The organism is Ruegeria arenilitoris (genome assembly GCF_013032445.1).
Lineage (GTDB): Bacteria > Pseudomonadota > Alphaproteobacteria > Rhodobacterales > Rhodobacteraceae > Ruegeria > Ruegeria arenilitoris_F.
In genome coordinates this window covers 223644-243912 of record NZ_WQCA01000007.1, presented here as the reverse complement: position 1 = coordinate 243912, position 20269 = coordinate 223644, and the positions used below count along the sequence as shown (strand labels likewise).

Annotated in this window: 19 protein-coding genes; 4 read left to right on the top strand and 15 right to left on the bottom strand. The window is 60.2% G+C overall.

The features are described from left to right. Nucleotide 1: 1 nt before the first annotated feature. The 15 genes from nosZ to GOW98_RS12315 form a co-directional block, all read right to left on the bottom strand. Nucleotides 2-1909 carry a TAT-dependent nitrous-oxide reductase gene (nosZ, locus tag GOW98_RS12385; protein ID WP_170332408.1) on the bottom strand — a complete coding sequence of 636 codons (1908 nt, stop codon included), beginning with the start codon at nt 1907-1909 and terminating at the stop codon, nt 2-4. 15 nt (nt 1910-1924) lie between these two features. After that, nucleotides 1925-4048 carry a NosR/NirI family protein gene (locus GOW98_RS12380; protein WP_217359562.1) on the bottom strand — a complete coding sequence of 708 codons (2124 nt, stop codon included), beginning with the start codon at nt 4046-4048 and terminating at the stop codon, nt 1925-1927. A gap of 44 nt (nt 4049-4092) precedes the next feature. Continuing rightward, on the bottom strand, nt 4093-4557 hold the full coding sequence (locus GOW98_RS12375; RefSeq protein ID WP_217359546.1) for a DUF2946 family protein: 465 nt from the start codon (nt 4555-4557) through the stop codon (nt 4093-4095). An 89-nt stretch (nt 4558-4646) separates the two neighbouring features. Then, nucleotides 4647-4910 (bottom strand): hypothetical protein, encoded by a 264-nt coding sequence (locus tag GOW98_RS12370; RefSeq protein WP_170332403.1) that lies wholly within the window; start codon nt 4908-4910, stop codon nt 4647-4649. After that, the gene (locus tag GOW98_RS12365) at nt 4867-6420 is read right to left on the bottom strand and encodes a nitrite reductase (protein ID WP_170332401.1); all 1554 of its coding nucleotides are present in this window, start codon (nt 6418-6420) and stop codon (nt 4867-4869) included. Before GOW98_RS12365 ends, GOW98_RS12370 begins: the two co-directional genes overlap by 44 nt. Then, complete coding sequence (gene nirJ, locus GOW98_RS12360) at nt 6395-7609, bottom strand: heme d1 biosynthesis radical SAM protein NirJ (protein ID WP_170332400.1); 1215 nt, start codon at nt 7607-7609, stop codon at nt 6395-6397. The genes GOW98_RS12365 and nirJ overlap by 26 nt, the downstream gene beginning before the upstream one ends. A gap of 3 nt (nt 7610-7612) precedes the next feature. After that, the gene (ahbB, locus tag GOW98_RS12355) at nt 7613-8095 is read right to left on the bottom strand and encodes a siroheme decarboxylase subunit beta (RefSeq protein WP_170332398.1); all 483 of its coding nucleotides are present in this window, start codon (nt 8093-8095) and stop codon (nt 7613-7615) included. Next, a complete protein-coding gene (locus tag GOW98_RS12350) occupies nt 8092-8541 on the bottom strand; it encodes an Lrp/AsnC family transcriptional regulator (RefSeq protein WP_170332396.1) in 450 nt (149 codons plus the stop codon). The genes ahbB (GOW98_RS12355) and GOW98_RS12350 overlap by 4 nt, the downstream gene beginning before the upstream one ends. Further along, nucleotides 8538-9527, bottom strand: coding sequence for a siroheme decarboxylase subunit beta (gene ahbB, locus GOW98_RS12345; RefSeq protein WP_170332394.1), 990 nt, complete (start codon nt 9525-9527; stop codon nt 8538-8540). Before ahbB (GOW98_RS12345) ends, GOW98_RS12350 begins: the two co-directional genes overlap by 4 nt. Before the next feature lie 3 nt (nt 9528-9530). Then, nucleotides 9531-10676 carry a cytochrome D1 domain-containing protein gene (locus GOW98_RS12340; protein ID WP_170332393.1) on the bottom strand — a complete coding sequence of 382 codons (1146 nt, stop codon included), beginning with the start codon at nt 10674-10676 and terminating at the stop codon, nt 9531-9533. Then, on the bottom strand, nt 10673-11014 hold the full coding sequence (locus GOW98_RS12335) for a c-type cytochrome (RefSeq protein ID WP_217359561.1): 342 nt from the start codon (nt 11012-11014) through the stop codon (nt 10673-10675). The genes GOW98_RS12340 and GOW98_RS12335 overlap by 4 nt, the downstream gene beginning before the upstream one ends. Nucleotides 11015-11090: 76 nt before the next feature. Beyond that, nucleotides 11091-11852 carry a uroporphyrinogen-III C-methyltransferase gene (gene cobA / locus GOW98_RS12330; protein ID WP_170332391.1) on the bottom strand — a complete coding sequence of 254 codons (762 nt, stop codon included), beginning with the start codon at nt 11850-11852 and terminating at the stop codon, nt 11091-11093. 201 nt (nt 11853-12053) lie between these two features. Beyond that, entirely contained in the window at nt 12054-12455 is a 402-nt protein-coding gene (locus GOW98_RS12325) for a cupredoxin domain-containing protein (protein WP_170332389.1), read from the bottom strand. Between the two features lie 54 nt (nt 12456-12509). Further along, a complete protein-coding gene (locus tag GOW98_RS12320; protein WP_170332386.1) occupies nt 12510-14297 on the bottom strand; it encodes a NapC/NirT family cytochrome c in 1788 nt (595 codons plus the stop codon). A gap of 124 nt (nt 14298-14421) precedes the next feature. Then, a complete protein-coding gene (locus tag GOW98_RS12315; protein WP_170332385.1) occupies nt 14422-16098 on the bottom strand; it encodes a cytochrome D1 domain-containing protein in 1677 nt (558 codons plus the stop codon). A 234-nt stretch (nt 16099-16332) separates the two neighbouring features. On the opposite strand from GOW98_RS12315, the gene GOW98_RS12310 reads away from it, so the two are divergent. From GOW98_RS12310 to GOW98_RS12295, 4 genes are all read left to right on the top strand, one after another. Continuing rightward, a complete protein-coding gene (locus tag GOW98_RS12310; protein WP_170332383.1) occupies nt 16333-17514 on the top strand; it encodes an NnrS family protein in 1182 nt (393 codons plus the stop codon). Nucleotides 17515-17613: 99 nt separating this feature from the next. Beyond that, nucleotides 17614-18063: a c-type cytochrome gene (locus GOW98_RS12305; RefSeq protein WP_170332381.1), complete on the top strand. Its 450-nt coding sequence runs from the start codon at nt 17614-17616 to the stop codon at nt 18061-18063. 16 nt (nt 18064-18079) lie between these two features. Further along, nucleotides 18080-19447 (top strand): cbb3-type cytochrome c oxidase subunit I, encoded by a 1368-nt coding sequence (locus tag GOW98_RS12300; RefSeq protein WP_170332379.1) that lies wholly within the window; start codon nt 18080-18082, stop codon nt 19445-19447. Nucleotides 19448-19452: 5 nt separating this feature from the next. Continuing rightward, the gene (locus tag GOW98_RS12295; protein ID WP_437436856.1) at nt 19453-20262 is read left to right on the top strand and encodes a CbbQ/NirQ/NorQ/GpvN family protein; all 810 of its coding nucleotides are present in this window, start codon (nt 19453-19455) and stop codon (nt 20260-20262) included. Nucleotides 20263-20269: the final 7 nt, after the last annotated feature.

Genomic DNA, 20269 nt, shown 5'->3' with positions numbered 1-20269 from the left:
GTTACGCTCCTGCCGGTTCAACCAGCATACGGCCGCGCATTTCCATGTGCAGCGCGTGGCAGAACCACTGGCAATAGAACCAGTGCACGCCCGGACGGTCTGCGGTGAAGGTGATCGACGCGGTTGCCATTGGTCCGATCTCGAAGGCGATGCCGTAGTTACCCAGGCAGAAGCCGTGGGTCACGTCGTCCACGTCATCCAGGTTGGTGACGTAGATTGTCACCTCGTCGCCCTGTTTGACGGTGAACTTCTCAAGGCTGAAGGTCGGTGCCTGCGAGGTCATGTAGACCCGCACCTTGTTGCCATCCCGGATCGGTTCTTCGGCGCCTTCTTCCAGATCGATGCCATCGGCTTCGGCCTGTTTGCGGGCGTCTTCCCAAGTCACATCGTTGCGGTCCCAGACGTTGACCGGGTTGACGATGTCGGCGCGAACGATGATCGAGTCATGCGGTTCGGCAAAGGTCGGACCGTCATGAACCACCTTCATCTCATCGGATGAGATATCGATCAGCTGCTCGTTCTCGGGCTTCAACGGTCCTGTGTTCAGGAACCGGTCTTTCGAGAATTTGTTCATCGAAATCAGCCATTTGCCGTCGGCATCTTTGGTTTCACCCATCGAGGTCGAGTTATGGCCCGGCTGATAATGCACGTCCACTTTCGAGATGATCGGATCCACATCCTCACCCGCATAGGCGCGGATGGCCTTATCCATGTTCCACTTCACAACCTGGCTGTCCAAGAACAGCGTGGTGAACGCGTTGCCCTGACCATCATAGGCGGTGTGCAGCGGGCCAAGCCCCAGCTGCGGCTCACCCACGATGCACGACCGCGGATCGGCATCGCTTTCGAACAGGGCGTCCAACTTGGTCACGTCCATGATCGAAACGGTCGGCGATAGCTTGCCGTTGATACAGACGTGCTTGCCGTCCGGCGCGGTGTTGATGCCGTGCGGCGAGTTCGGGATCGGGATGTAGCGGGTGTATTTCTTGTTCGATCCCTTGCGGCCGTCCAGAACTTTGACGCCCTTCAGTTCCTGATAGTCGCCCGCTTCGATACCCGCTTCGATTTCAGCAAGGTTGAAGACAACAACGTGGTCCAGCTCATTCTCGGTCATCTCGGCCAGGTTCACACCCATTTCCGAGTTGTACGAGGTCGAGTAGGCGTATTTGCCCTGATAGTCGCAGTCGGTGTTGTCGAGGTTGCCCGACACCATCACCTGCCATGCGACCTCCATCGTGTCACCGTCCAGCGCGGTGAAGATGTTCACGTATTGCGACGGATCGTCCAGCACACTGCCGTCATTGACCAGCGGTGTTTCATCTTCGCCATTGGCAAAGACATAACCGGTGCGCGGGAATTTCTGCGGACGCAGACCGTGGATCGCCTTGGCGTTGGGGATCTCGGTGATCTTGTCGCATTTCATCACGTCGCAGCGCACGCGGGCAACGCGGGTGTTGGCCTTGTCGTTCATGAACAGATAGCGGCCGTCATAGGTGCCGTCTGTGAACGACATATGCGGGTGGTGCAGGTCGCCGTTGTCATAGGTTTTCATGCCACGCTTGGCGAGGAATTCCTTGGTTTCCGGCAACAGACCGTCGGTCATGATTTTCAGCGACTCGTTGGTCTGACCCCAACCGGTGGCCGAGCAGCGGTTGAACACCGGCACCCGCATCAGCTCGCGCATGGACGGGAAGCCCAGAATGCGCAGCTCGCCGGTCTGACCCGAGGACCAAAAACCGTAATACTCGTCCAGCTCACCGGGTTCGAGGTTGTACTTGGCTGCAGCGCTGGCTTCGCGGGCGGTCATCAGGGTCGAGCCCAGACCGGTCCCGGCCAGTACGGCACCGGTGGCGGTGGCCCCCAGCATCCCACGGCGTGTGATGTTCAGTTTGTTTTCGTTGTCCGACATGATCGTCCCTCCTTTTTAGGAAACGGTTTGCGGTTTGGCGTTCGGATGGTTCGCCGGTGGTTGTCCGAGGGGGGTCTTAGGGCTGACCGACCCTGTCTTGGCCCGCCGCTTCAGCTGGCGGATAATGACGGGACATTTGTCCTCGGACTGGTAGAGCACCTGACAATGCAGGCAGGTGACGCACTCGTTCGGGTTGATCTCACCGGTGGGGTGGATGGCCTGAACGGGGCATTCGTTGGCGCAGGTCTGACAGGGGGTGCCGCAATCCTTGTAGCGGCGCAGCCAGTCAAACATGCGGATACGGGCAGGGATCGCCAGCGCTCCGCCCAGCGGGCAGAGGTAGCGGCAGTAGAACCGTTCGATGAACAGCCCGATCCCCAGCAAGAGCAGCGCAAAGACCACAAACGGCCAGTCGCGCATGAATTTCAGGATGATCGCGGTCTTGAAGGGCTCGATCTCGGCATATTTTTCGGCCAGCGGGATCGAGACAAAGCTGATGCCGAAGAGCACGAGGAAGATCATGTATTTCGCCGGCCAAAGCCGTTCGTTCAGACCCCAGGGCAGAGTCCATTGCGGCACCTTCAGCGCACGTGCGATCTTGTTGGTCAATTCCTGCAGAGCGCCGAACGGGCAGAGCCAGCCGCAATAGGCGCCTCGACCCCAGAACAGCAGGGCGGCGGCAACTGCGAACCACTGAATGAAGACCAGCGGATCCAGCAGGAAGGCGTCCCATGAGAACCCAGTGCGCAAGCTGCCTGCCAGCGCCATCAGGTTCACAACGCTCAGCTGTGCATTGGCGTACCAGCCGATGAAGAACAGGGTCATGGTCAGGTAGCCGATGCGGAACCAGTAGAAGACCCGCGCATTCATCGTTGCGTGGAACTGGAAGAAGAAGGTGGCCGTCAGCACCAGCAGCATGACGCCCAGAACGCCGATCTCAACGGTGCGATCTTTCCAGATCCGTTGCCACAGGGCGGCCTTGGCAGCGGCTTCACCGGTGGCGTCATCGACGACCGCAGGGGCTGCGATGGGCAGCAGGTACTGTTCCGGCAGTTTGTAGCCCAGATCGAAGGTCAGGAAGGTTTTCTCGACCGCGCCCACGGCCCGTTGCACCAGCAATTGCAGGCGGAACGGCTCGGTCGGGTCGAATTCTGCGTCAGCAGGGATCTTGAAGATGTCCAACTCGGTGAAGCTGGGCGCATCAGATGCTGCGACCCGCCCCAGACGGCGCTGTTGCTTGTCGAAGAAGCGCACCGAGCTGTCGCCTTGGATCAGTTGAATCCGGTCGAAAATACCACCGCGCACATAGCCCGAGCCCTTAAAGCTGTAGGCCCCGCGCCCCAGCACCAGAATGGCCTGTTCGCCTTCGTCCAGCCATTTGGTCAGGTTCTGGTACTCGGCCTCACCCAACAGGGATTTCCCGATCGATGGCACCGACGCAAGCGCCACGTGCATGTCGATAAAGGTGTCGTCTGGCTCGCCCCGCTCGGGGCGTTCGATGGCGCGCTGATCGCCGGTAGCCTCAAACGCGGCGTTGACCTGACCCACATCCAGCGTCAGCCGCCGGATCGAGCCGTCGCCTGAAAGAGTCGTCCAGTCATGGGTCGCATCCTGCGCCATATCGACTTCGCGTTTCGGACCTTCGGCCTGTAGCGGGGACAACCCGCCCAGACCCAGAGCGCGGGACACTTTTATGCCGCCGCGCACAAGGCTGTCGTCGATCACCATGATTGTGACCGTCGCGCCCGAGATGATGTCGAGGTCATGCCCCTCGCCACCCGTTGCGGCCTCGTGCTTGAGGTCCAGGCCGGTGTAGCCTTCGGTCAGTTCGACCATGCGGGAGTTAGGGATGCCGATCAGAACGATGGGTTCCGAGTGTTTGACCAGTTTCACCCCGGTCAGAACCGCATCGTCGTCGATGGCGGCAACCACGTGGATAGGTTTGCCGGAATAGCCGGTAGTGCCCACGAAGTCGGATGTCAAAAAGGCCCAGGCGATGGTTTCCCCGCCCTTCAACACCGGGGCGACGGGCACGTCATCCCGCACCGGGCCAAAGGCATCGGCACCGGGGGCCAGATCGGCGGGCTCGATTTCAGGCAGGAAGCTGGCGAGGCTGTCTGCATGGGCGCTGATCGCCATCAGGCAGGACAAGGTAAAGGCCAGCAGGAAATGGATTGCGCGACTTACGACCACGGCGCACCTCCGATTAATTGGGTGGACGCCATGGACGCGCGCAGGGCGCGTTCAGTTATTTCTTGGGCCGCGCGCGGGGGCCCCCGGGTTTCGGGCCACAGGCGTTTTACGCTGGTGACATTGACCAGATCGCGGGTTTCGCAATGTGCGGCGTGAGCAAGACCGTCCCGTTGCAACACGGGCAGCTCCGGCACCGGGGCCGCTGAGGTGACCGCGCACAGGGCGCAGTCGGCGCATTTCGGACAGGGCGCGGTTGGGTCAGTGGTGTCCTCTTCAAGGTCCACCTGAACCCAGACCGCCCCTGCCTCCGAGCAGATCTCCACCCACATGCTTTCCCCGGGACTCGCCAGCGCCGGGCCAAGCAGCTGCAACAGCAGAAGGAAAATGCCCGCCACAGCACAAGCCGCGCGGGACGCGCAAACAGCTGACATGTGCAGAGGGTTGAGGGCGGGCATGGAGAATCCAACTCGGCAATCTTTCCTGAGTCGTATTGGATTCTCTCGGGGCGATACTTGACTTCGGTTAGGCCGTTGGGAAATTCATTCTACCCGTCGGCTTCATCCATAAGCCCGCGCACCCAGCGCCCGGCCAGCCATGATGCGGGCACGCCCACAGGGATCGACCACAGGATCGCCGTGACCGGCTCGATTATGCCAAATCCGGCGCTGTTGGCGATCAGTCCTGCCAGAAACAGGTTGATGGCCACGGTCAGCGCCGTGGCCGGATAAAGCAGAATGGCCAGTTTCCAGACCGGCCATTTGCCTTCAGTGGCTGGTGCCTTCTGAGAATGTGATTTTGTTCCAGACATTGTACTTCCCAGATGGTTTGCGCATCGGCAGGCGGCGAACCTCTTCCAGCGTCTGCGCGTCATAGACGATCACTGCGCCGTCATCTTCCCAGATCGACACCAGCGCGTGGTGGCCGTCCTTGGTGAATTCAACGTGTGCCACCGTCTTGCCGGGAGCCGGTCGCAGAGTCTTAACGATCTCCAGACTTTGCTTGTCGATCACATGCATCGCATCCTTGTTCGGCCCAAAGAATACATCGGCCCAGACGTAAGGCGAATTCTCATGGCTGCGCATGAAGAACCCGGGTCCTTCGGTCTTGATCCGCTTGACGGTTTCCCAGGTTTCCATGTCGATCACCGACACAGTACCATCGGTTAGGTGAGGCGTGGCCATCACGGTGGTATCGCCGTGCTGCCACGTGATGCCCGAGCCCAGATGCGGCATCCCCGGCAGGTCCAGATCGGCCACTTTCTGACCGATGACCAAATCGATCACCTGACCGCCCTTACCATCGCGCGATGCGCCCATGACGTATTCATAGCTTTGGTCGAAAAAGAAATCGTCCAGATAGTCGGGCGTGGTGATCTTGCGTACCGGGAAAGGGTCGGGGTTCTTGAACTGACCCTCGATGCGGAAGTCGTGGCCCAAACCTGATTGCGGTGGATTCGCGCCGTAGAAGACCTCCCAGATCTCGGGCACGTCTTTCAGCGCCAGAACAAAGCTTTCGCGCGGCGGAGCCTGATACACGGCCGAGACACGGCTGGGGACGCCCTTCTTGCTCTTAACTTCGACGACTTTGGCAACCGACAGGTCCTCGGTCGACAGCAGGGTCAGGCTGTTGGGCAGGTAATTGGCCACGGCCACCCATTTGCCATCGCCCGACATGGCAATGTTGCGGCTGTTCAGGCCCGCGCGCACGCGGCCAACCTGTTTCAGCGCCCAGATGTCGTACTTCTGCACCCAGCCATCGCGGGACATGATGAACACATAGCGGCCATCGGGGCTAAATTTTGGGCCGCCATGGACGGCAAAGGGGGTCTCGAACCGGTCCAGGACCTCGAACGTGTCACCGTCCAGCACGCTGACATGATGATCGCCGGTCTCAACTGCCAGCGTGATGTTCATCGGGTCGCTATCCCAGGCGGGCGCATCGACCGGGCTGTAATCTTCATCCAGAGTACGGCTAGCCATGATATCGGCCTCGCCCCATTCGGGGTCGGTTTCCAGCGGGGATTTCAGCCACCCGGCCAGTTCCTCGATCTGTAGGGCATCCAGTTCATGCGAGAAGGCAGGCATCTGTGTGGCCGTGCGCCCTTCGGCGATCACGGCGGCCACACGCGGGCCGCGCATCCGTTTCAGCGTTTCGGGGATCAGCGCGGGGCCAACCCCGCCCAGACGGTTTTCGCCGTGGCAGGATGCGCAGTGTTCGGCATAATCGGCTGGGGCGTCGGCCCATGCAGTACCTACCAGCAGCAGCGAACACAAGGTGCCGATTTTCAGAGTGTTAAAAGAACTGATGCGCGGGGTCATGGCTTTTCCCTCGGAACGGCGTGACCTGCAGACGCTCGCCCGCATCCTCGACGCCGATTTCTTGATTAGTCAGATAACAGGCCGGATCTTCGGCCCAGGGATCGCCGGTCAGTTGCAACGCTCGAATACGGGTGTTGCCGCCGCAGACGTCCTTGAGATGACAAGCGCCGCAGCGCCCCTTCAGCGGGCGCGGGCGGGTGCGTAGCATGGCAAGCATCGGATCATCGCTGGTCCAAAGCTCGGAAAACGGTTTGGTCTTCACATTGCCAACCGTGTAGTCGGACCAATAGGTGTCGGGATGGACCCGACCCAGATTGTCGATGTTCGCAACGCCCAATCCGCTGGAATTGCCGCCCCAAGCGGCCAGATGATCACGGACATGGGCGGCTTTTTCGGCATCGAAACGCGTACGGACCCAGTTCAGGAAATACCCGGCATCGGCGTCATTGTTGCCGGTTACGATGTCCAGCGGACGCCCGCCCGAGGCGGCCTCCCACGCCCGTTCAAGCAACAAATCCAGCCCGTTGCGCGTACGCAGATGTTCGGCATCCTCGCCCCGGTTCTTGTCGCCGCGGCCAGCGTAGACAAGGTGAGACAGGTAGAATTTATCGACGCCTTCGTCATCGCACAATTGCAGCAGGTCGGGCAGGTGGTGCTGCGTGCCCTCGGTCAGGCAGAACCGCAGGCCCACCTTGATGCCGCGCTTCTTGCATTCGCGCACGCCGCGCAGGGCGTCGGCAAAGGCGCCTTCAACACCACGGAACCAGTCATTCGTAGCTCCGATCCCATCCAGCGAGATGCCAACATAGTTGAATCCCACATCGGCGATCATATCGGCGGTTTCGTCGTATATCCGTGTGCCATTGGTCGACAGCGCCAGCATCGGCACCAGTTCACGCGCGCGCTTGGCAATATCAAAGAAATCAAACCGGTCCAGCGGCTCCCCACCCGAGAGGATCAGGGCAGGAACGCGAAACTGGCCCAGATCCTCAAGGGTTACCATGGCTTGCTCGTGGTTGAGCTCACCGGGGAACGCCACATCCGCCGAGACGGTGTAGCAATGGCGGCATTTCAGATTGCAGCGACGCGTCAGGTTCCAGATCACCACCGGTTTCACTGGCCCGGGGCGGCGTTTGCGCACCGGGGTCGGAGTGACGAGTTGATGCATGTATTCGGTCAGGCGGAACATGTCTCAGCCTTTCGTTTTCAGGCGCAGCCCGGTCTTTTTCAGGATGCGCGTGGAATAGAGGATATCTTTGGCCCGGCAGGCATCGCCCAGAATGGCGGTGATCTCGGCGCGCTTTTCTTCGACCTCGTCTCGGTCTGTGCCGTGGACCATGGCAAACAGGTTATAGGGCCAGTCGGGTAGGGCGCGTGGGCGTTCATAACAGTGGGTTACAAAGGGCAATAAGCCGATCTGGGTGCCTAGTTCGGTTACGTGGTCGTCTTCGACATCCCACACGGTCATGCCGTTCGAGGTCATGCCCAGTTTGTAGTGATTGGGGGCAGCTGCGATGCGGCGGATCACGCCGCGCGATTTCAGGTCGGCTAGGCGGAACAGCAACGCGTCTTCGTCCATGCTAAGACGCTCGGCCACCTGCGCATAGGGCGCGGGCACCAGCGGTAGGCCGCCTTGCAGCGCTTCGATAATCTCTCTGTCATTCGCGTCGATCATGCCGCCACCCGGAAGCCGATGAAAAATTCCTGCAGTTTGGGGAAACGGAGAACCTCAATCCCCGTTTCCCGTTCGATGGCATCGGCAGTGGCCTCGATCCCCTCGGGTGTTTCGGTGGCCAGCACGAACCACATGTTCAGCCGGTGCGTACGTTCATAATTATGGGCAACCTCGGCGTGCGCATTGACTTTGGTCAGGACGGTTTCGAAATTCTCGGGCGGAACGGCCATTGCACACAGGCAGAACGCGCCTCCCATGGCAGCGGCGTCGAAAAACGGGCCAAAGCGGGTGATGATACGCTCTTCTTTCATGCGGGTCAGACGGCTCAGCAGCTCGTTTTCCGCAATACCGAGTTCGGCGGCAATTGCGGCATAGGGATGGGTGGCCAGCGGCAAGTCATCCTGCATCCGGTTCAGGATTGCGCGGTCAGTTGTATCCAGCGTCATGCCGCAGCCTCCTTTGGTTGGATAAGCGCGCCGGTCTGCTTGAAACAGCGGGTCGAGAACAGCACCTTGTGGCGCGCACCGGCCAGTTCCGGCAGTGCAACGGCGCTAGAAAGTGTTTCCAGTGCTTCGTTGCGCGACCGAGCGTGGATCATGGAATAGAGGCGATAGGGCCAGATGTCTTCGACCGGGTTGCGTTCATAGCACAGGGTCACTCCGGGATGTGCAGCAAGGGCCGGACCGGCTGTGCCGACCTGATCGGCAGGCATGTTCCAGACCACCATTGCATTGGCTGACCAGCCAAGTGCCCGATGTCGTACGATCACGCCCAGACGCGAGATGATGCCCGCATCGTGCAGCGCCTCGACCCGCGTCATCACCTCCGGCGTGGGCCGATTTAGTGTCTGTGCCAATTCCGCAAAGGGATCGGCGACCAGCGGCAGGCCGGAACTCAGCGCCTGCAGCAAGGGGCGATCCCCGTCCCGCATGGCTGAGCAATCCACATTGCGGGGGCCGGGCACGTTGCGGGTTTCGCCTGACATGCGGAAGCCCAGATCAACGTTGAACGGGCGCACCAGCCGCAGGTCCAGCACCCGCAGCCCGGTGCGATGGCTGATCCGCGCTAGCGTGTCATTCACATGCGCACGGTCCGGGCCGGTGGCGACGAACCACAGGTTCCAGTCATCCTCGCGTTGGTAATTGTGGTTCACGCCGGGTTCCGCGTCGATTATTGCGGCGACCTCCTCCAAACGCTCCTCGGGCGCGGCGATGGCGGCCAGAGTGCTGGCCGAAACCGCGCCGGGCGCAATTGTCGCGCCAACGCGGGTAATCCGGCCTGTTGCACGCATTCGGGTCAGGCGGTCGATGACTTCGGCCTCTTCCAGCCCAAGCAGGTAGCCCAGAACCTGAAACGGACGGTCGGTGATGGGGAAATCACGCTGGAACTCATCCAGCAGGCGGCGGTCGATCGGGTCAGTGATATGATCCATCTGTCACAGCCCCGTTCTGTGCGCACGTGCGGTAAAGAAAATGCCCGAGGGGCTGTCCGCATCGATCTCGCGCAGTTTCTCAAAGGTCTGGGTGTCGTAGACCATGACCTTGTTGGCATCGCGCACACTGACCCAAACCTCATGCCCACGGGGCGTGAACTCCATGTGCAGTACCGCTGGACCCGGCTTGAATTCGTGGATGATCTCTTTGGTGACACTGTCGATCACCTGAATCGTGTCGTTCAGCGGGTGGGCGAAATTCACCCAAACCTGACGCCCATCGGGTCGAGCCATGGCAAAGACCGGCTGTCCGTGAGTTTTGGTACGCCCGGTCTCGGTCAGCGTGTCGGCATCGATCCACAGAACTTCGTGATGGCCAACGGCGGGAAGGACAAATTCGCGCCCGGTCAGGGCCCAGCCTTCGAGGTGGGGCATCTTGTAAACGGGCATCTCTTCCTGTCCGCGCCCGTAGTTGGGCAATACGCGGATGGGTTCGGGATTGTCGGCCCAAAGGTCCAGCGCGGTCAGGCCGTCTTCGCCGAACAGGCCAGTGATATAGGTGCGGCCATTTGCGGTGATCAGCGCGTCATAGGGGTTCTTACCCATGTCGGTGATCTTGGTGATCTCAGGCTCGCCCTTGGCGAAATCGGCAATCCAGGTCTCGCCCGTATCCCACATGGTGAACACAAAGCGACGGCCCGGCGCATCGACCAGCCCGATGGTCTTGCTGTCGGTCGGAATGTCGGCAACCATTTCCAGCGTCTCGGCATCAAAAACACGTACGCCGCCGGGTTCATAGTTCGACACGGCGACCAGCTGGCCATCGTCCGAGATCGCGCCGCCGATGGCGTTGCCCGCCTGCACGACGCGGTTAACGATCTGGCGGGTGACGATATCGACTTTGGTCAGGCCGCCGTCACGTCCGAACACATAGCCAAAGCGTTCATCAGGCGAATAGACCAGCGAGGCATGGGACAGATCACCCAGCCCCTCGATCCGGGCCAGCGCGGCCCGATCGGACTGGTCCACCAACAGGACAGAGCCCTTGGCGCGTTCGATCACCAGGCCCAGATCACCGGTTGCGGTGGGTTCGGCGTTTGCCGTGGTCATCATCAGGGTGGCTGCAAGGCCGAGGATGAGGTGTTTCATTGTGCCTCCTGTTCCAGCAGGTAACGGGCGATCCATTCGGCCTCTTCTTCGCTGATCAGGGGCCGCCATGGGGGCATCGCGGTGTCGGGAATGCCATCGAGGATGACTCCGGTCAGGACGTCGGGGTCATAGTGTTCCAGCGTCTCGGACCGCAGATCGGGGCCAAGGCCGCCTTTTAGAGACAGCCCGTGGCACGAACCGCAATCCTGATGGACAAGTCGTTTCAGCGCGTTGGGATCAATCGCATCGGCGGCAAAGGCGGATGTGGCCAGCACCACGGCGGTTGTCAGCACGGCGTGCACCGTCCAACCCGGACGTTTGGCCGTCTTGCGAGGCAACACCCGGCCCACCCCCCGGCAAGGCGTTTGGCCCCCCGCCGGGGCCGGGCGCTGCCCCAGGCTCTTATGACCAAGCTTAGCCATGAGCCTGTTCCAACAGGTCCGCCAGCGGCTGTTCCGCATAAAGCGATACCACCTTACCGATGATGAACAGCGTCGGCGCTTTCAGGTCGGCTTTGCGCACATCGGCCGCCAGTTGATCAAGGCGGGATACCATGCGGCTTTCATCCGGCGTGGTGGCTTTGCCCACGGCCAGAACGGGGGTCGAGCCGGGCAGGTTCTCGGTCATCAGCCCCATGGCGATCTGGCCGATATTGGCGACGCCCATATAGACCACCAGGGTCGTATCCGGATCTGCCAGACGTTTCCAATCCAAATCCAGTACCTTGTCGGCCTGCCGGTGGCCGGTGACATATTGCACCGATGTCGCCAGACCGCGATGGGTTAGCGGTACGCCGGTCGAACAGGACGCCCCTTGTGCTGCTGTGATGCCAGGCGCGTATTCAACGGCGACACCGTGGGCCATCAGGTAGGCGGCCTCTTCCGAACCGCGCCCAAAGATCATCGGATCGCCGCCTTTCAGGCGCGCGACGGTGTGACCGGCTAAGGCCTCTTCTTTCAGGATTTCGTTGATGCGGTCCTGCGGTACAGTGTGGCATTTGGGGGCCTTGCCCACCGGGATCAGCCGCGCACCGTCGGCGTGCAGGGCGAGGATGTCGTCCGAAACCAGCCGGTCATAGACGACCACGTCGGCCTCTTGCAGCATACGCAGGGCGCGCAGGGTCATCAGTTCGGGGTCGCCGGGGCCGGCGCCAATCAGAAAAACCTTACCGCTCATGTGCTAACTCGCTTGATCTGAATGTCTTCGGAACCCGGACCTTCCGGCAGCTTCCACGCGCGAATAGGGGACGTTGCTGGGTGAACCGGGCGTGTCATGACGGCAGGTTGGCGCAATCGAAAACCAACCTCCTTGACATAAGTTAAGGAGCGCGGGATTTGCTCCCGCGCTCCTTTGATCTTGCCTGTATTTTGCCTCGGCTCAGGGTTCGACGGTGACCATGCCGATCATGTTCTGCGTTTCCCAATGCGGGCCGCACAGGTATTCCTGCGGGCCGGGCGTGAGGAAGGTCATGTCCACTGATTCCTCGGGGAACAGCCGGTCGCTTTCGGGCTCGCTGCCGTCTTTCAGAGCAACCGAATGGCTGGTGCGTTTGTCCACGTTCACCCAGCGCACGGTGGTGCCTGCCTTTACCGTCAACTCGCGGGGGCAGAAATTGTATTTGTACATCAGTACAACCTCGGCGTCCTCGACTGTGGAAGAGGGCTGGCCGAACAGCTCGACATAGCGCTCTTCGGCCTCGGCGCAGATATCGGCGGTTTCATCGGCCCAGGCGGGCGCAGCCAAAAGCAGCAGCGCGGGAAGAAGGCGGTGGGGTTTCATCGTCCATGTCTCCTTTCCAAAAGGGGAAGGGGCCGGATCAACCGGCCCCTTCATTTATTGTTTAACCACGTTGATGTTAGCTGTGTCGTCGTCCAGTGCAAGGCTGGTGTTCAGCGTCACATGGTGGAACCGCGCCGCGGCAAAGTCGTCATGGATGGCAAAGCCGACCGTGTAGGTCTTGCCAGCCTCTAGCGGCACATCACCGGGCGCGCCAGAGTTCAGCGGGCGGCTAAAGACCACCGTCCACGTACCGCCGGACAGCTCGGCCGAGGCGGCGATCTCGCCGTCATTGACCACGCGCTGTTCCAGCAGGTAGCCGTTGGTGGCACTGCCGTCCGCATAGACACGCATCAGGTCAAGATAGGTGCCATCGGCCAGATACTGTTCGATCTGCTCGGCGGTGTGCAGTTTATCCCAACCACCCATCGGCTTGCCGCGGCGGCCTTTGGTGTCAACCTCAGTCCGGCTTTCGCTGATGTATTTGGTCACCGTGTCCTGCGTGGCCAGACGACCCGAGACATCACCATTGGCAGCAATCGCCTCGGCACCCGGATCAAAGGGCATGTAGGAGTTGTCCGCGTGGCACGAAGCCCAGCAGCCCACCTGATCGCCCAGTTCGATACCGGTGCCGGTGATCATCATGGCAACCTTGATCTGGTTGTCGGGGTCCATCTTGCCACCTTCGACGAAGGGGGCAGGGCTGTGGCCCGCATCCGGCCATTGCATGCGGATGTACAGGTTCTCGTCGTCATGCGCGGCCTGAACGGTTGCATCGATGACACCACGTTTGCCGGGGATCGGCGTTGGTTCCAGATCACCACCGGCCACAATCTTGTTGCCGATTGTATCCAGTTCCTTGGCGTGACAGGTCGAGCACTGATCGCCGCCTTTGGTCAGCGGGCGGGCACCACCGTGGAACTTGCCGTTCTGCACCCATTCGAACGAAGCCTGACCGGGGTAAAACAGTTTCAGATCCGCGCTGGCCACGGCGTTCCAGTCGACATTGCCTGGGACATCGCCGCCACCGCCGCCTGCGGGCGCTGTGGCCTCTTCTCCGTTTACCTTGGCGCGTTCTTCGGCAACGGCTGCGTCAACAGCGGCTGCGATCTGGGCCTGAACTGCCTCTTGCTGAGCTGCTTTCGCGGCTTTTTCAGCTTCGGCTTCGGCGGCTTCCTGAGCCTCGATTTTGGCAAGGCTTGCAAGGTATTCCGGCGGAATTGGGCGGATGAACGCTGGGTTCGGTGCTTCAAGCTCTTCCAGATACTCCTCGTCGGCCCGGTCGCGGGCATCCGAGTGCGCAATACCCTTGTGGCAGTCGATACAGGTCTGACCGATCTCCATTGCGTTCAGGTGTTGCTGACGCGCGCGGGGTTTCTGGAACTCGGGCATCATCGACTCGAAATCATGGCAGTTGCGGCATTCGCGCGAGTCGGTGGCTTTCATCCGCTCCCATTCGTTCATGGCCAGGTGCACGCGCTTGGCCTCAAACTTCTCGCGGGTGTTGATGGTGCCAACCATCTTGCCATACAGCTCTTTGGACGCCTTGATCTTGCGGATGATCTTGTGAGTCCAGTCCTTGGGAACGTGGCAGTCGGAACAGACCGCGCCCACGCCGGAACGGTTCACGTCATGGATCGTGCCGGTGTATTCCTCATAGACGAAATCGCGCATCTCATGGCACGAGATGCAGAAATCCTTGGTGTTGGTGGCTTCCATGGCGGTGTTGAACCCGCCCCAGAAAATAATGCCGGCGGCAAAGGCCGCGGCAATGCCGGCCACGGGCATCCCCCACAGGAAATACCGGCGCCAGATCGGTGGTTTTTTATCAGGTTCGGAGGTCATATCCGGGCTCCGTTTTGGCTTTCTTGACTGGCCCGGTGTGTCGGGCGGGCGGATTTGGCTGAATTGTCAAACGAAGAAAGGGCGGGCGAGGGGCCCGCCCTTTCCGGTGTCGGTTATGAACCCGTCACGTGACGTGGTTCGAACGGTTGTAGACGTTGAACTTGCCGGTCGGGGCAAACAGCCCGTCGATGCGACCGATTTCTTCCAGCGTCTTGGCGTCGAAGATCACGATCTGACCGTTGGGTTCTTTCGAGTCCGACAGGTTCCATTTGGAGACCCAGACCTCGGTACCATCCGCGTTGAACTCGAAGTGAACGGCAGCGCTGCCTTCGTCTTCGGTGATCTGGATGGTTTTCACGATCTCACCGGTCTCTTTCGAGATGACCTGCACCGATTGCTGAATTTCAGGCTCGGGGTGCTTGGTCTGGTCCGCCCAGATGTAATCTGAGTTCGGGTGGGTCCGTACAAACAGGCCGGGACCGTCGGTTTCGGTCTCGTAGCAGACTTTCCACGCCTGATCCGGGTGACCTTCCGGGTCGTTGCCCCAGACCGTCACGGTGCCCACACCAAGGTGAGTTGTACCGGCCACAGGACCACAGTTCGGGTCGATCCAGTTTGCGCCCGGGCCGGGGTGCGGCAGGGCAGCAGTGTCGATCAAAGCCTCAAGCTTGTGAGTCTCGGTGTCGACAACGACCATTTTGTTCGACGCGTTTGCGGCGATCTGGAAGTACCGGCCGGTCGGGTCAAAGAACCCGTCATGCAGGAACTTGGCGCTGTCGATCTTGTCGATCCGCAGATTGTCCAGATCGGTATAGTCGACCTGCCACAGCTGGCCGAGTTCTTTGACCGCAACGATCCATGTCGGTTCGTTCGGGGTTGTGTAGATGGCGGCCACGCGGGCTTCTTCCACATAGTCCCCGTCGACGTTCACACCGCGTGTGGACACGACTTTGACCGGCTCCATGGTCTGGGCATCGACGATTGCAAAGTGCGGCGGCCAGTAACCGCCACCGATGACGTATTTCCCGTCGCCGGACACGGCAACGTCGCGGGCGTCATAGGCAATCTTGACCTCGGCCACGAGCATGTTCTCGGGGTTTTGCCACAGGTCGATTTTGGTCATTTTGCCGTCGCGGCCCATGGTGTACCAGAAGCGGCCCGGGTTTTCCGGCTCTTCCAGTTTATGGTGCTCCGAGGCTTTCAGAACGTGTACCGCATAACCCGTCGGGATGTGCGCCAGCACTTCTTTGGTGTCGCCGTCGATCACGGCCACCTTGCCTACGTCACGTTCGATGACGACAAAGAAGTTCTCCCAGTTGCGTCCGTGCAGCGGTTCGGTCGGGTAGTCGGCTTCTTCGACATAAACCTTGCGGGTCGCCATCATCTGTTCCAGCGACATTTCTGGCGGTTTCGGCGGCTCCATCATGATGTAAGTCGCCATGTCCTTGATTTCCTGCTCGGTCATAATGTCCGAGAAGTTGTTCATACCGCCTTCGGTACCCCAGGCGATGATCTTTTCAAGGCGTTCCTGCCCAAGTGCAAGGGTGCCGCCTTCGGTTACGGTGCCGTCGGCCGCAGTGTTTTTCCAGTGCGGTTCAAGGTTCTTACCGGTGGCACCTTTACGCAGAACGCCGTGACAGCCTGCGCATTGTTCAAAATAAAGCTGTTTGGATGATTCAAACGCTTCCTCGCTGAGGGTTGGCTCTTCGGCGAAGGCTGGTGCAGCGACGCTGCCCAGCAGCATCGCCAAACCGACCCCAAAGGCGCGGCCAGTTTTGTTGTAGCTGATTCCAAGTGACATGATCACTCTCCATTTGCGTGGTGAGGCAGGTCCAAGGTTGAGATATCGCGCGTGGGTGTTCCTTGACGAAAGTCAACGCAAGGGATGCAATTCGGGTGGGCAACTGGAAAAAATGCCAAAAAAACCTCGGAAAAATCTGAGTCTTAGGGGCATGTTTTTCGCCGTTTTGATTTTGGTTAAGTCGCCGGCCCAGTTGCGCTGCTAGGACTTGGAAAACCGTCAAGGAGAGCAGCCATGCCCGCAATCGTCACCCGTGTTCTTGGTGAGGGTTTCCGTGTTTTCTTTCTGTCCGCTGGCCTCTACGGCTTGTTTGTTGGCCTGGTTTGGGGGCTATGGCTGGCGGTGCCCTACATGGCGCCGGACTATGGCATGACGCCACCGATGTGGCACGCGCATGAGATGATTTTCGGCTATGCCACCGCCGCGCTGGGCGGGTTTTTTCTGACGGCCGTGCCCAACTGGACCGGCGCGCCCGAGGCACGGGCACGCTTTATCACTCTGGCCGCCGGGTTGTGGCTGGCGGGGCGGATGGCCATGTGGTTTTCAGGGATGTTGCCACCGGTATTCGTTGCAGTAGTCGATCTGGCCTTTGTGCCTGTTTTGGCGGCTAAAATCCTGACGCAGCTAATCCGCCGCCCGAAACCGCAGAACATGATTTTTCTGCTGTTGCTCAGCCTGATCTGGGTCGCAGACCTCCTGACTCATCTGGAATGGATGGGGATCACGGCGGACACGTTGCAAACCGGGCTGCGCGCTGGGCTGCTGAGCCTTTGTGCGATGATCGCCATTCTGGGTGGACGCATCACGCCGGCCTTTACTCGCAATGCGATGAAACGCGAGGGCGTGCCCGAGGCGGACTGGCCGGTGTCGGTCGCTGCCTTGGATAAGGCAGGCATGATTCTGGCTCTAATTCTGCCACTGACTGCCTTGGTGTTTGGTGCCGGGCCGGTGGCCGGGGTGGCGGCGCTGGTGTTGGGCGTGGTGCAGGTATTGCGCATGGCCCGCTGGCGCGCGCGCTGGGCGGCGCGGCAGCCGATTCTGCTGGCGCTGCATCTTGGGCTTTGGATGCTGGCGCTGGGGCTGATTCTCTGGGGCCTGTCGGTGCTCGGCCTGGGCAATGAAGTCGCCGCCCTGCACGTTCTGGGCATTGGCTGCGTCGGTGGCATGACCCTGGCGGTCATGAGCCGCGCTGCGCTGGGTCACAGTGGTCGCGCGCTGATCGCGCCTGCACCAATGGTTGTTGCCTATGGGCTGATGGCCGTAGCCGCCCTGTCGCGCTGGGTCGGGGCCGAGCTGAACGCAGGCTATATGGTGGCGATGCTGCTGTCCGATGGCCTTTGGGTGTGCGCCTTTGCTCTGTACCTCATAGCTATGTGGCCTGCTTTGACAGGACCTCGGGCGGCACGGGCAGGATGAATTCTAATTACTTCTGCCAGCCTTGACTTTCGTTAAGGAGACACCATGAGCCAACCGCCATGGTGTTCAGACTAGCTAATCTGCGCAAAGGAGAGCGCAATGCGAGAAGTCATGACCAAGAGCATGGCCCGCAACATATTTTATGGCGGGTCACTGTTCTTTATCCTCATCTTCCTGGCCCTGTCGGCCCATTCCCACTGGTATATCGTGAATTCCGAAAATTCGGCAAAACTCGATGAAAGTGTGGTTCGGGGCAAACATGTCTGGGAAAAACACGCCTGTATCAACTGTCATACGATCATGGGTGAAGGTGCCTACTTTGCGCCCGAAGTCGCGAATGTAATGACCCGCTGGGGCGTCCTCGACGATCCGGAATCGGCCTTTGAGTCCCTTAAAGGCTGGATGGAGGCGCAGCCGACCGGCATTCCCGGTCGTCGGCAGATGCCGCAATTCAACCTCAGCGACGAAGAGCTCCGCGACCTGACCAACTTCCTGATCTGGACGGACAATATCGACGCTCAGGGCTGGCCGCCCAACGAGGCAGGCTGAGAAAGGGAACGGAGCAATGAAATACGAATCCCAAAAAATCGCCTATGCCTACTTTGCGGTGGCAATGGCCCTGTTCGCGATACAGGTGATCGGCGGCCTGCTGGCCGGGCTGATCTATGTATTCCCAAACTTTCTGAGTGAGCTTTTGCCGTTCAACATCGTGCGGATGCTGCATACCAACTCGCTGATCGTCTGGTTGATCCTGGGCTTCTTCGGCGCCGCCTACTTCCTGATCCCGGAAGAGTCCGAACGCGAGATCCACTCGACCAAGCTGGCCTATCTGCAGCTGATCATTCTGGTGGTCGGTACTTTGGGCGTGGTTGTGACCTATGTCTTCAACCTGTTTGAAGGCAACTGGCTGCTGGGCAAAGAAGGGCGCGAGTTCCTTGAACAACCCAAATGGGTCAAGGCGGGCATCGTCGTGGCCGCGCTGATCTTCCTTTACAACGTGTCGATGACCGTTCTGAAGGGCAAGAAGACCGCCATCACCAACATCCTTCTGTTGGGGCTGTGGGGTCTGGCGCTACTGTTCCTGTTTGCCTTCTACAACCCCGGCAACCTGGCCTTGGACAAACAATACTGGTGGTATGTCGTCCACCTGTGGGTTGAAGGCGTGTGGGAACTGATCATGGCCTCGATCCTGGCCTACCTGATGCTGAAGCTGACCGGTGTGGACCGTGAGATCGTCGAAAAATGGCTCTATGTCATCGTCGCCGCCGCGTTGTTCTCGGGCATCCTTGGTACGGGTCACCACTACTACTGGATCGGTACGCCCGCGTACTGGCAGTGGATCGGTTCGATCTTCTCGAGCCTCGAGGTGATCCCGTTCTTCGCAATGATGGCCTTTGCCTTCGTCATGGTCTGGAAAGGCCGTCGTGACCACCCCAACAAGGCCGCGTTGCTGTGGTCGCTGGGCTGTGCCACGCTTGCCTTCTTTGGTGCCGGTGTCTGGGGCTTCCTGCACACGCTGCACGGGGTGAACTACTATACCCACGGCACGCAGATCACCGCGGCGCACGGTCACCTCGCCTTCTACGGTGCCTATGTCTGCCTCAACCTGGCGATTTTCAGCTATGCGATGCCGATCCTGAAGAACCGTGATCCGTACAACCAAGTGCTGAACATGGGTTCGTTCTGGCTGATGACCAGCGGCATGGTCTTCATGACCTTCGTGCTGACCTTCGGCGGAACCGTGCAGACACACATGCAACGTGTGGTCGGTGACTACTTCATGGACGTGCAGGACCAGATCGCGATCTTCTACTGGATGCGTCTTGGTTCGGGTGTCGTCGTTGTCCTCGGCGCGCTGCTGTTCATCTACTCGATCTGGGTTCCCCGGAAAGAGGTCATTGAATCCGGCGCTGCTGAAACCCCTGCGGAGTAATGGATATGGACGGCTCCATAAAACTGAATGAGGGGGCGGCAAACGCCCCCTTCTACCTGCCCCAGAGCGATGAATGCGATGTGTTCACCGCCGCCTACAACAACGATCTGCCGGTTCTGCTGAAAGGGCCGACAGGCTGCGGCAAGACCCGCTTTGTGGCTCATATGGCTGCACGCCTTGGTCGCCCGCTTTATACTGTGGCCTGCCATGATGATCTGGCCGCTGCTGATCTGATCGGACGCTACCTGCTGAAAGGCGGCGAGACCGTCTGGGTCGATGGCCCCCTGACCCGCGCGGTCCGCGAAGGTGCGATTTGCTACCTTGATGAGGTGGTCGAGGCCCGCAAGGACGTGACCGTCGTGCTCCACCCGTTGACAGACGACCGGCGCATCCTGCCGATCGACCGCACCGGCGAAGAACTTGAGGCCGCCCCCGGTTTCATGCTGGTCGCCTCGTACAACCCCGGATACCAGAATATCCTGAAAACCCTGAAACCGTCGACCCGGCAACGCTTTATCTCGCTGGAATTCGACTTCCCGTCGCCCGAGATGGAAGCCGAGGTTGTCGCCCAAGAAAGCGGACTGGCGCTGGAGCGTTGCAAACCGTTGATCCGGTTGGCGAACAAGCTGCGCGGGCTCAAGGGTCAGGATCTTGAGGAAGGCGTTTCCACCCGTCTGGTTGTCTATGCCGCGACACTGATCGCACAGGGCATGTCGACCGATCGCGCCATCCTTGCCGCTATGATCGAACCTCTGACTGATGACGAGGATATCAAACGCGGGCTCCTCGATCTTGTCACGGCTGTCTTTGGGTGAGGCCCGC

What these genes read in the sequence shown, in the direction of transcription:
- GOW98_RS12305 (WP_170332381.1), top strand. Translation starts at nt 17,614, where the DNA reads ATGCGAGAAGTCATGACCAAGAGCATGGCCCGCAACATATTTTATGGC.
- GOW98_RS12350 (WP_170332396.1), bottom strand. Translation starts at nt 8,541, where the DNA reads ATGACGCTGGATACAACTGACCGCGCAATCCTGAACCGGATGCAGGAT.
- GOW98_RS12370 (WP_170332403.1), bottom strand. Translation starts at nt 4,910, where the DNA reads ATGTCTGGAACAAAATCACATTCTCAGAAGGCACCAGCCACTGAAGGC.
- GOW98_RS12310 (WP_170332383.1), top strand. Translation starts at nt 16,333, where the DNA reads ATGCCCGCAATCGTCACCCGTGTTCTTGGTGAGGGTTTCCGTGTTTTC.
- GOW98_RS12300 (WP_170332379.1), top strand. Translation starts at nt 18,080, where the DNA reads ATGAAATACGAATCCCAAAAAATCGCCTATGCCTACTTTGCGGTGGCA.
- GOW98_RS12325 (WP_170332389.1), bottom strand. Translation starts at nt 12,455, where the DNA reads ATGAAACCCCACCGCCTTCTTCCCGCGCTGCTGCTTTTGGCTGCGCCC.
- ahbB (WP_170332394.1), bottom strand. Translation starts at nt 9,527, where the DNA reads ATGGATCATATCACTGACCCGATCGACCGCCGCCTGCTGGATGAGTTC.
- GOW98_RS12315 (WP_170332385.1), bottom strand. Translation starts at nt 16,098, where the DNA reads ATGTCACTTGGAATCAGCTACAACAAAACTGGCCGCGCCTTTGGGGTC.
- GOW98_RS12320 (WP_170332386.1), bottom strand. Translation starts at nt 14,297, where the DNA reads ATGACCTCCGAACCTGATAAAAAACCACCGATCTGGCGCCGGTATTTC.
- cobA (WP_170332391.1), bottom strand. Translation starts at nt 11,852, where the DNA reads ATGAGCGGTAAGGTTTTTCTGATTGGCGCCGGCCCCGGCGACCCCGAA.
- GOW98_RS12340 (WP_170332393.1), bottom strand. Translation starts at nt 10,676, where the DNA reads ATGAAACACCTCATCCTCGGCCTTGCAGCCACCCTGATGATGACCACG.
- GOW98_RS12295 (WP_437436856.1), top strand. Translation starts at nt 19,453, where the DNA reads ATGGACGGCTCCATAAAACTGAATGAGGGGGCGGCAAACGCCCCCTTC.
- nosZ (WP_170332408.1), bottom strand. Translation starts at nt 1,909, where the DNA reads ATGTCGGACAACGAAAACAAACTGAACATCACACGCCGTGGGATGCTG.
- GOW98_RS12365 (WP_170332401.1), bottom strand. Translation starts at nt 6,420, where the DNA reads ATGACCCCGCGCATCAGTTCTTTTAACACTCTGAAAATCGGCACCTTG.
- GOW98_RS12375 (WP_217359546.1), bottom strand. Translation starts at nt 4,557, where the DNA reads ATGCCCGCCCTCAACCCTCTGCACATGTCAGCTGTTTGCGCGTCCCGC.
- ahbB (WP_170332398.1), bottom strand. Translation starts at nt 8,095, where the DNA reads ATGATCGACGCGAATGACAGAGAGATTATCGAAGCGCTGCAAGGCGGC.
- GOW98_RS12380 (WP_217359562.1), bottom strand. Translation starts at nt 4,048, where the DNA reads ATGGCGATCAGCGCCCATGCAGACAGCCTCGCCAGCTTCCTGCCTGAA.
- nirJ (WP_170332400.1), bottom strand. Translation starts at nt 7,609, where the DNA reads ATGTTCCGCCTGACCGAATACATGCATCAACTCGTCACTCCGACCCCG.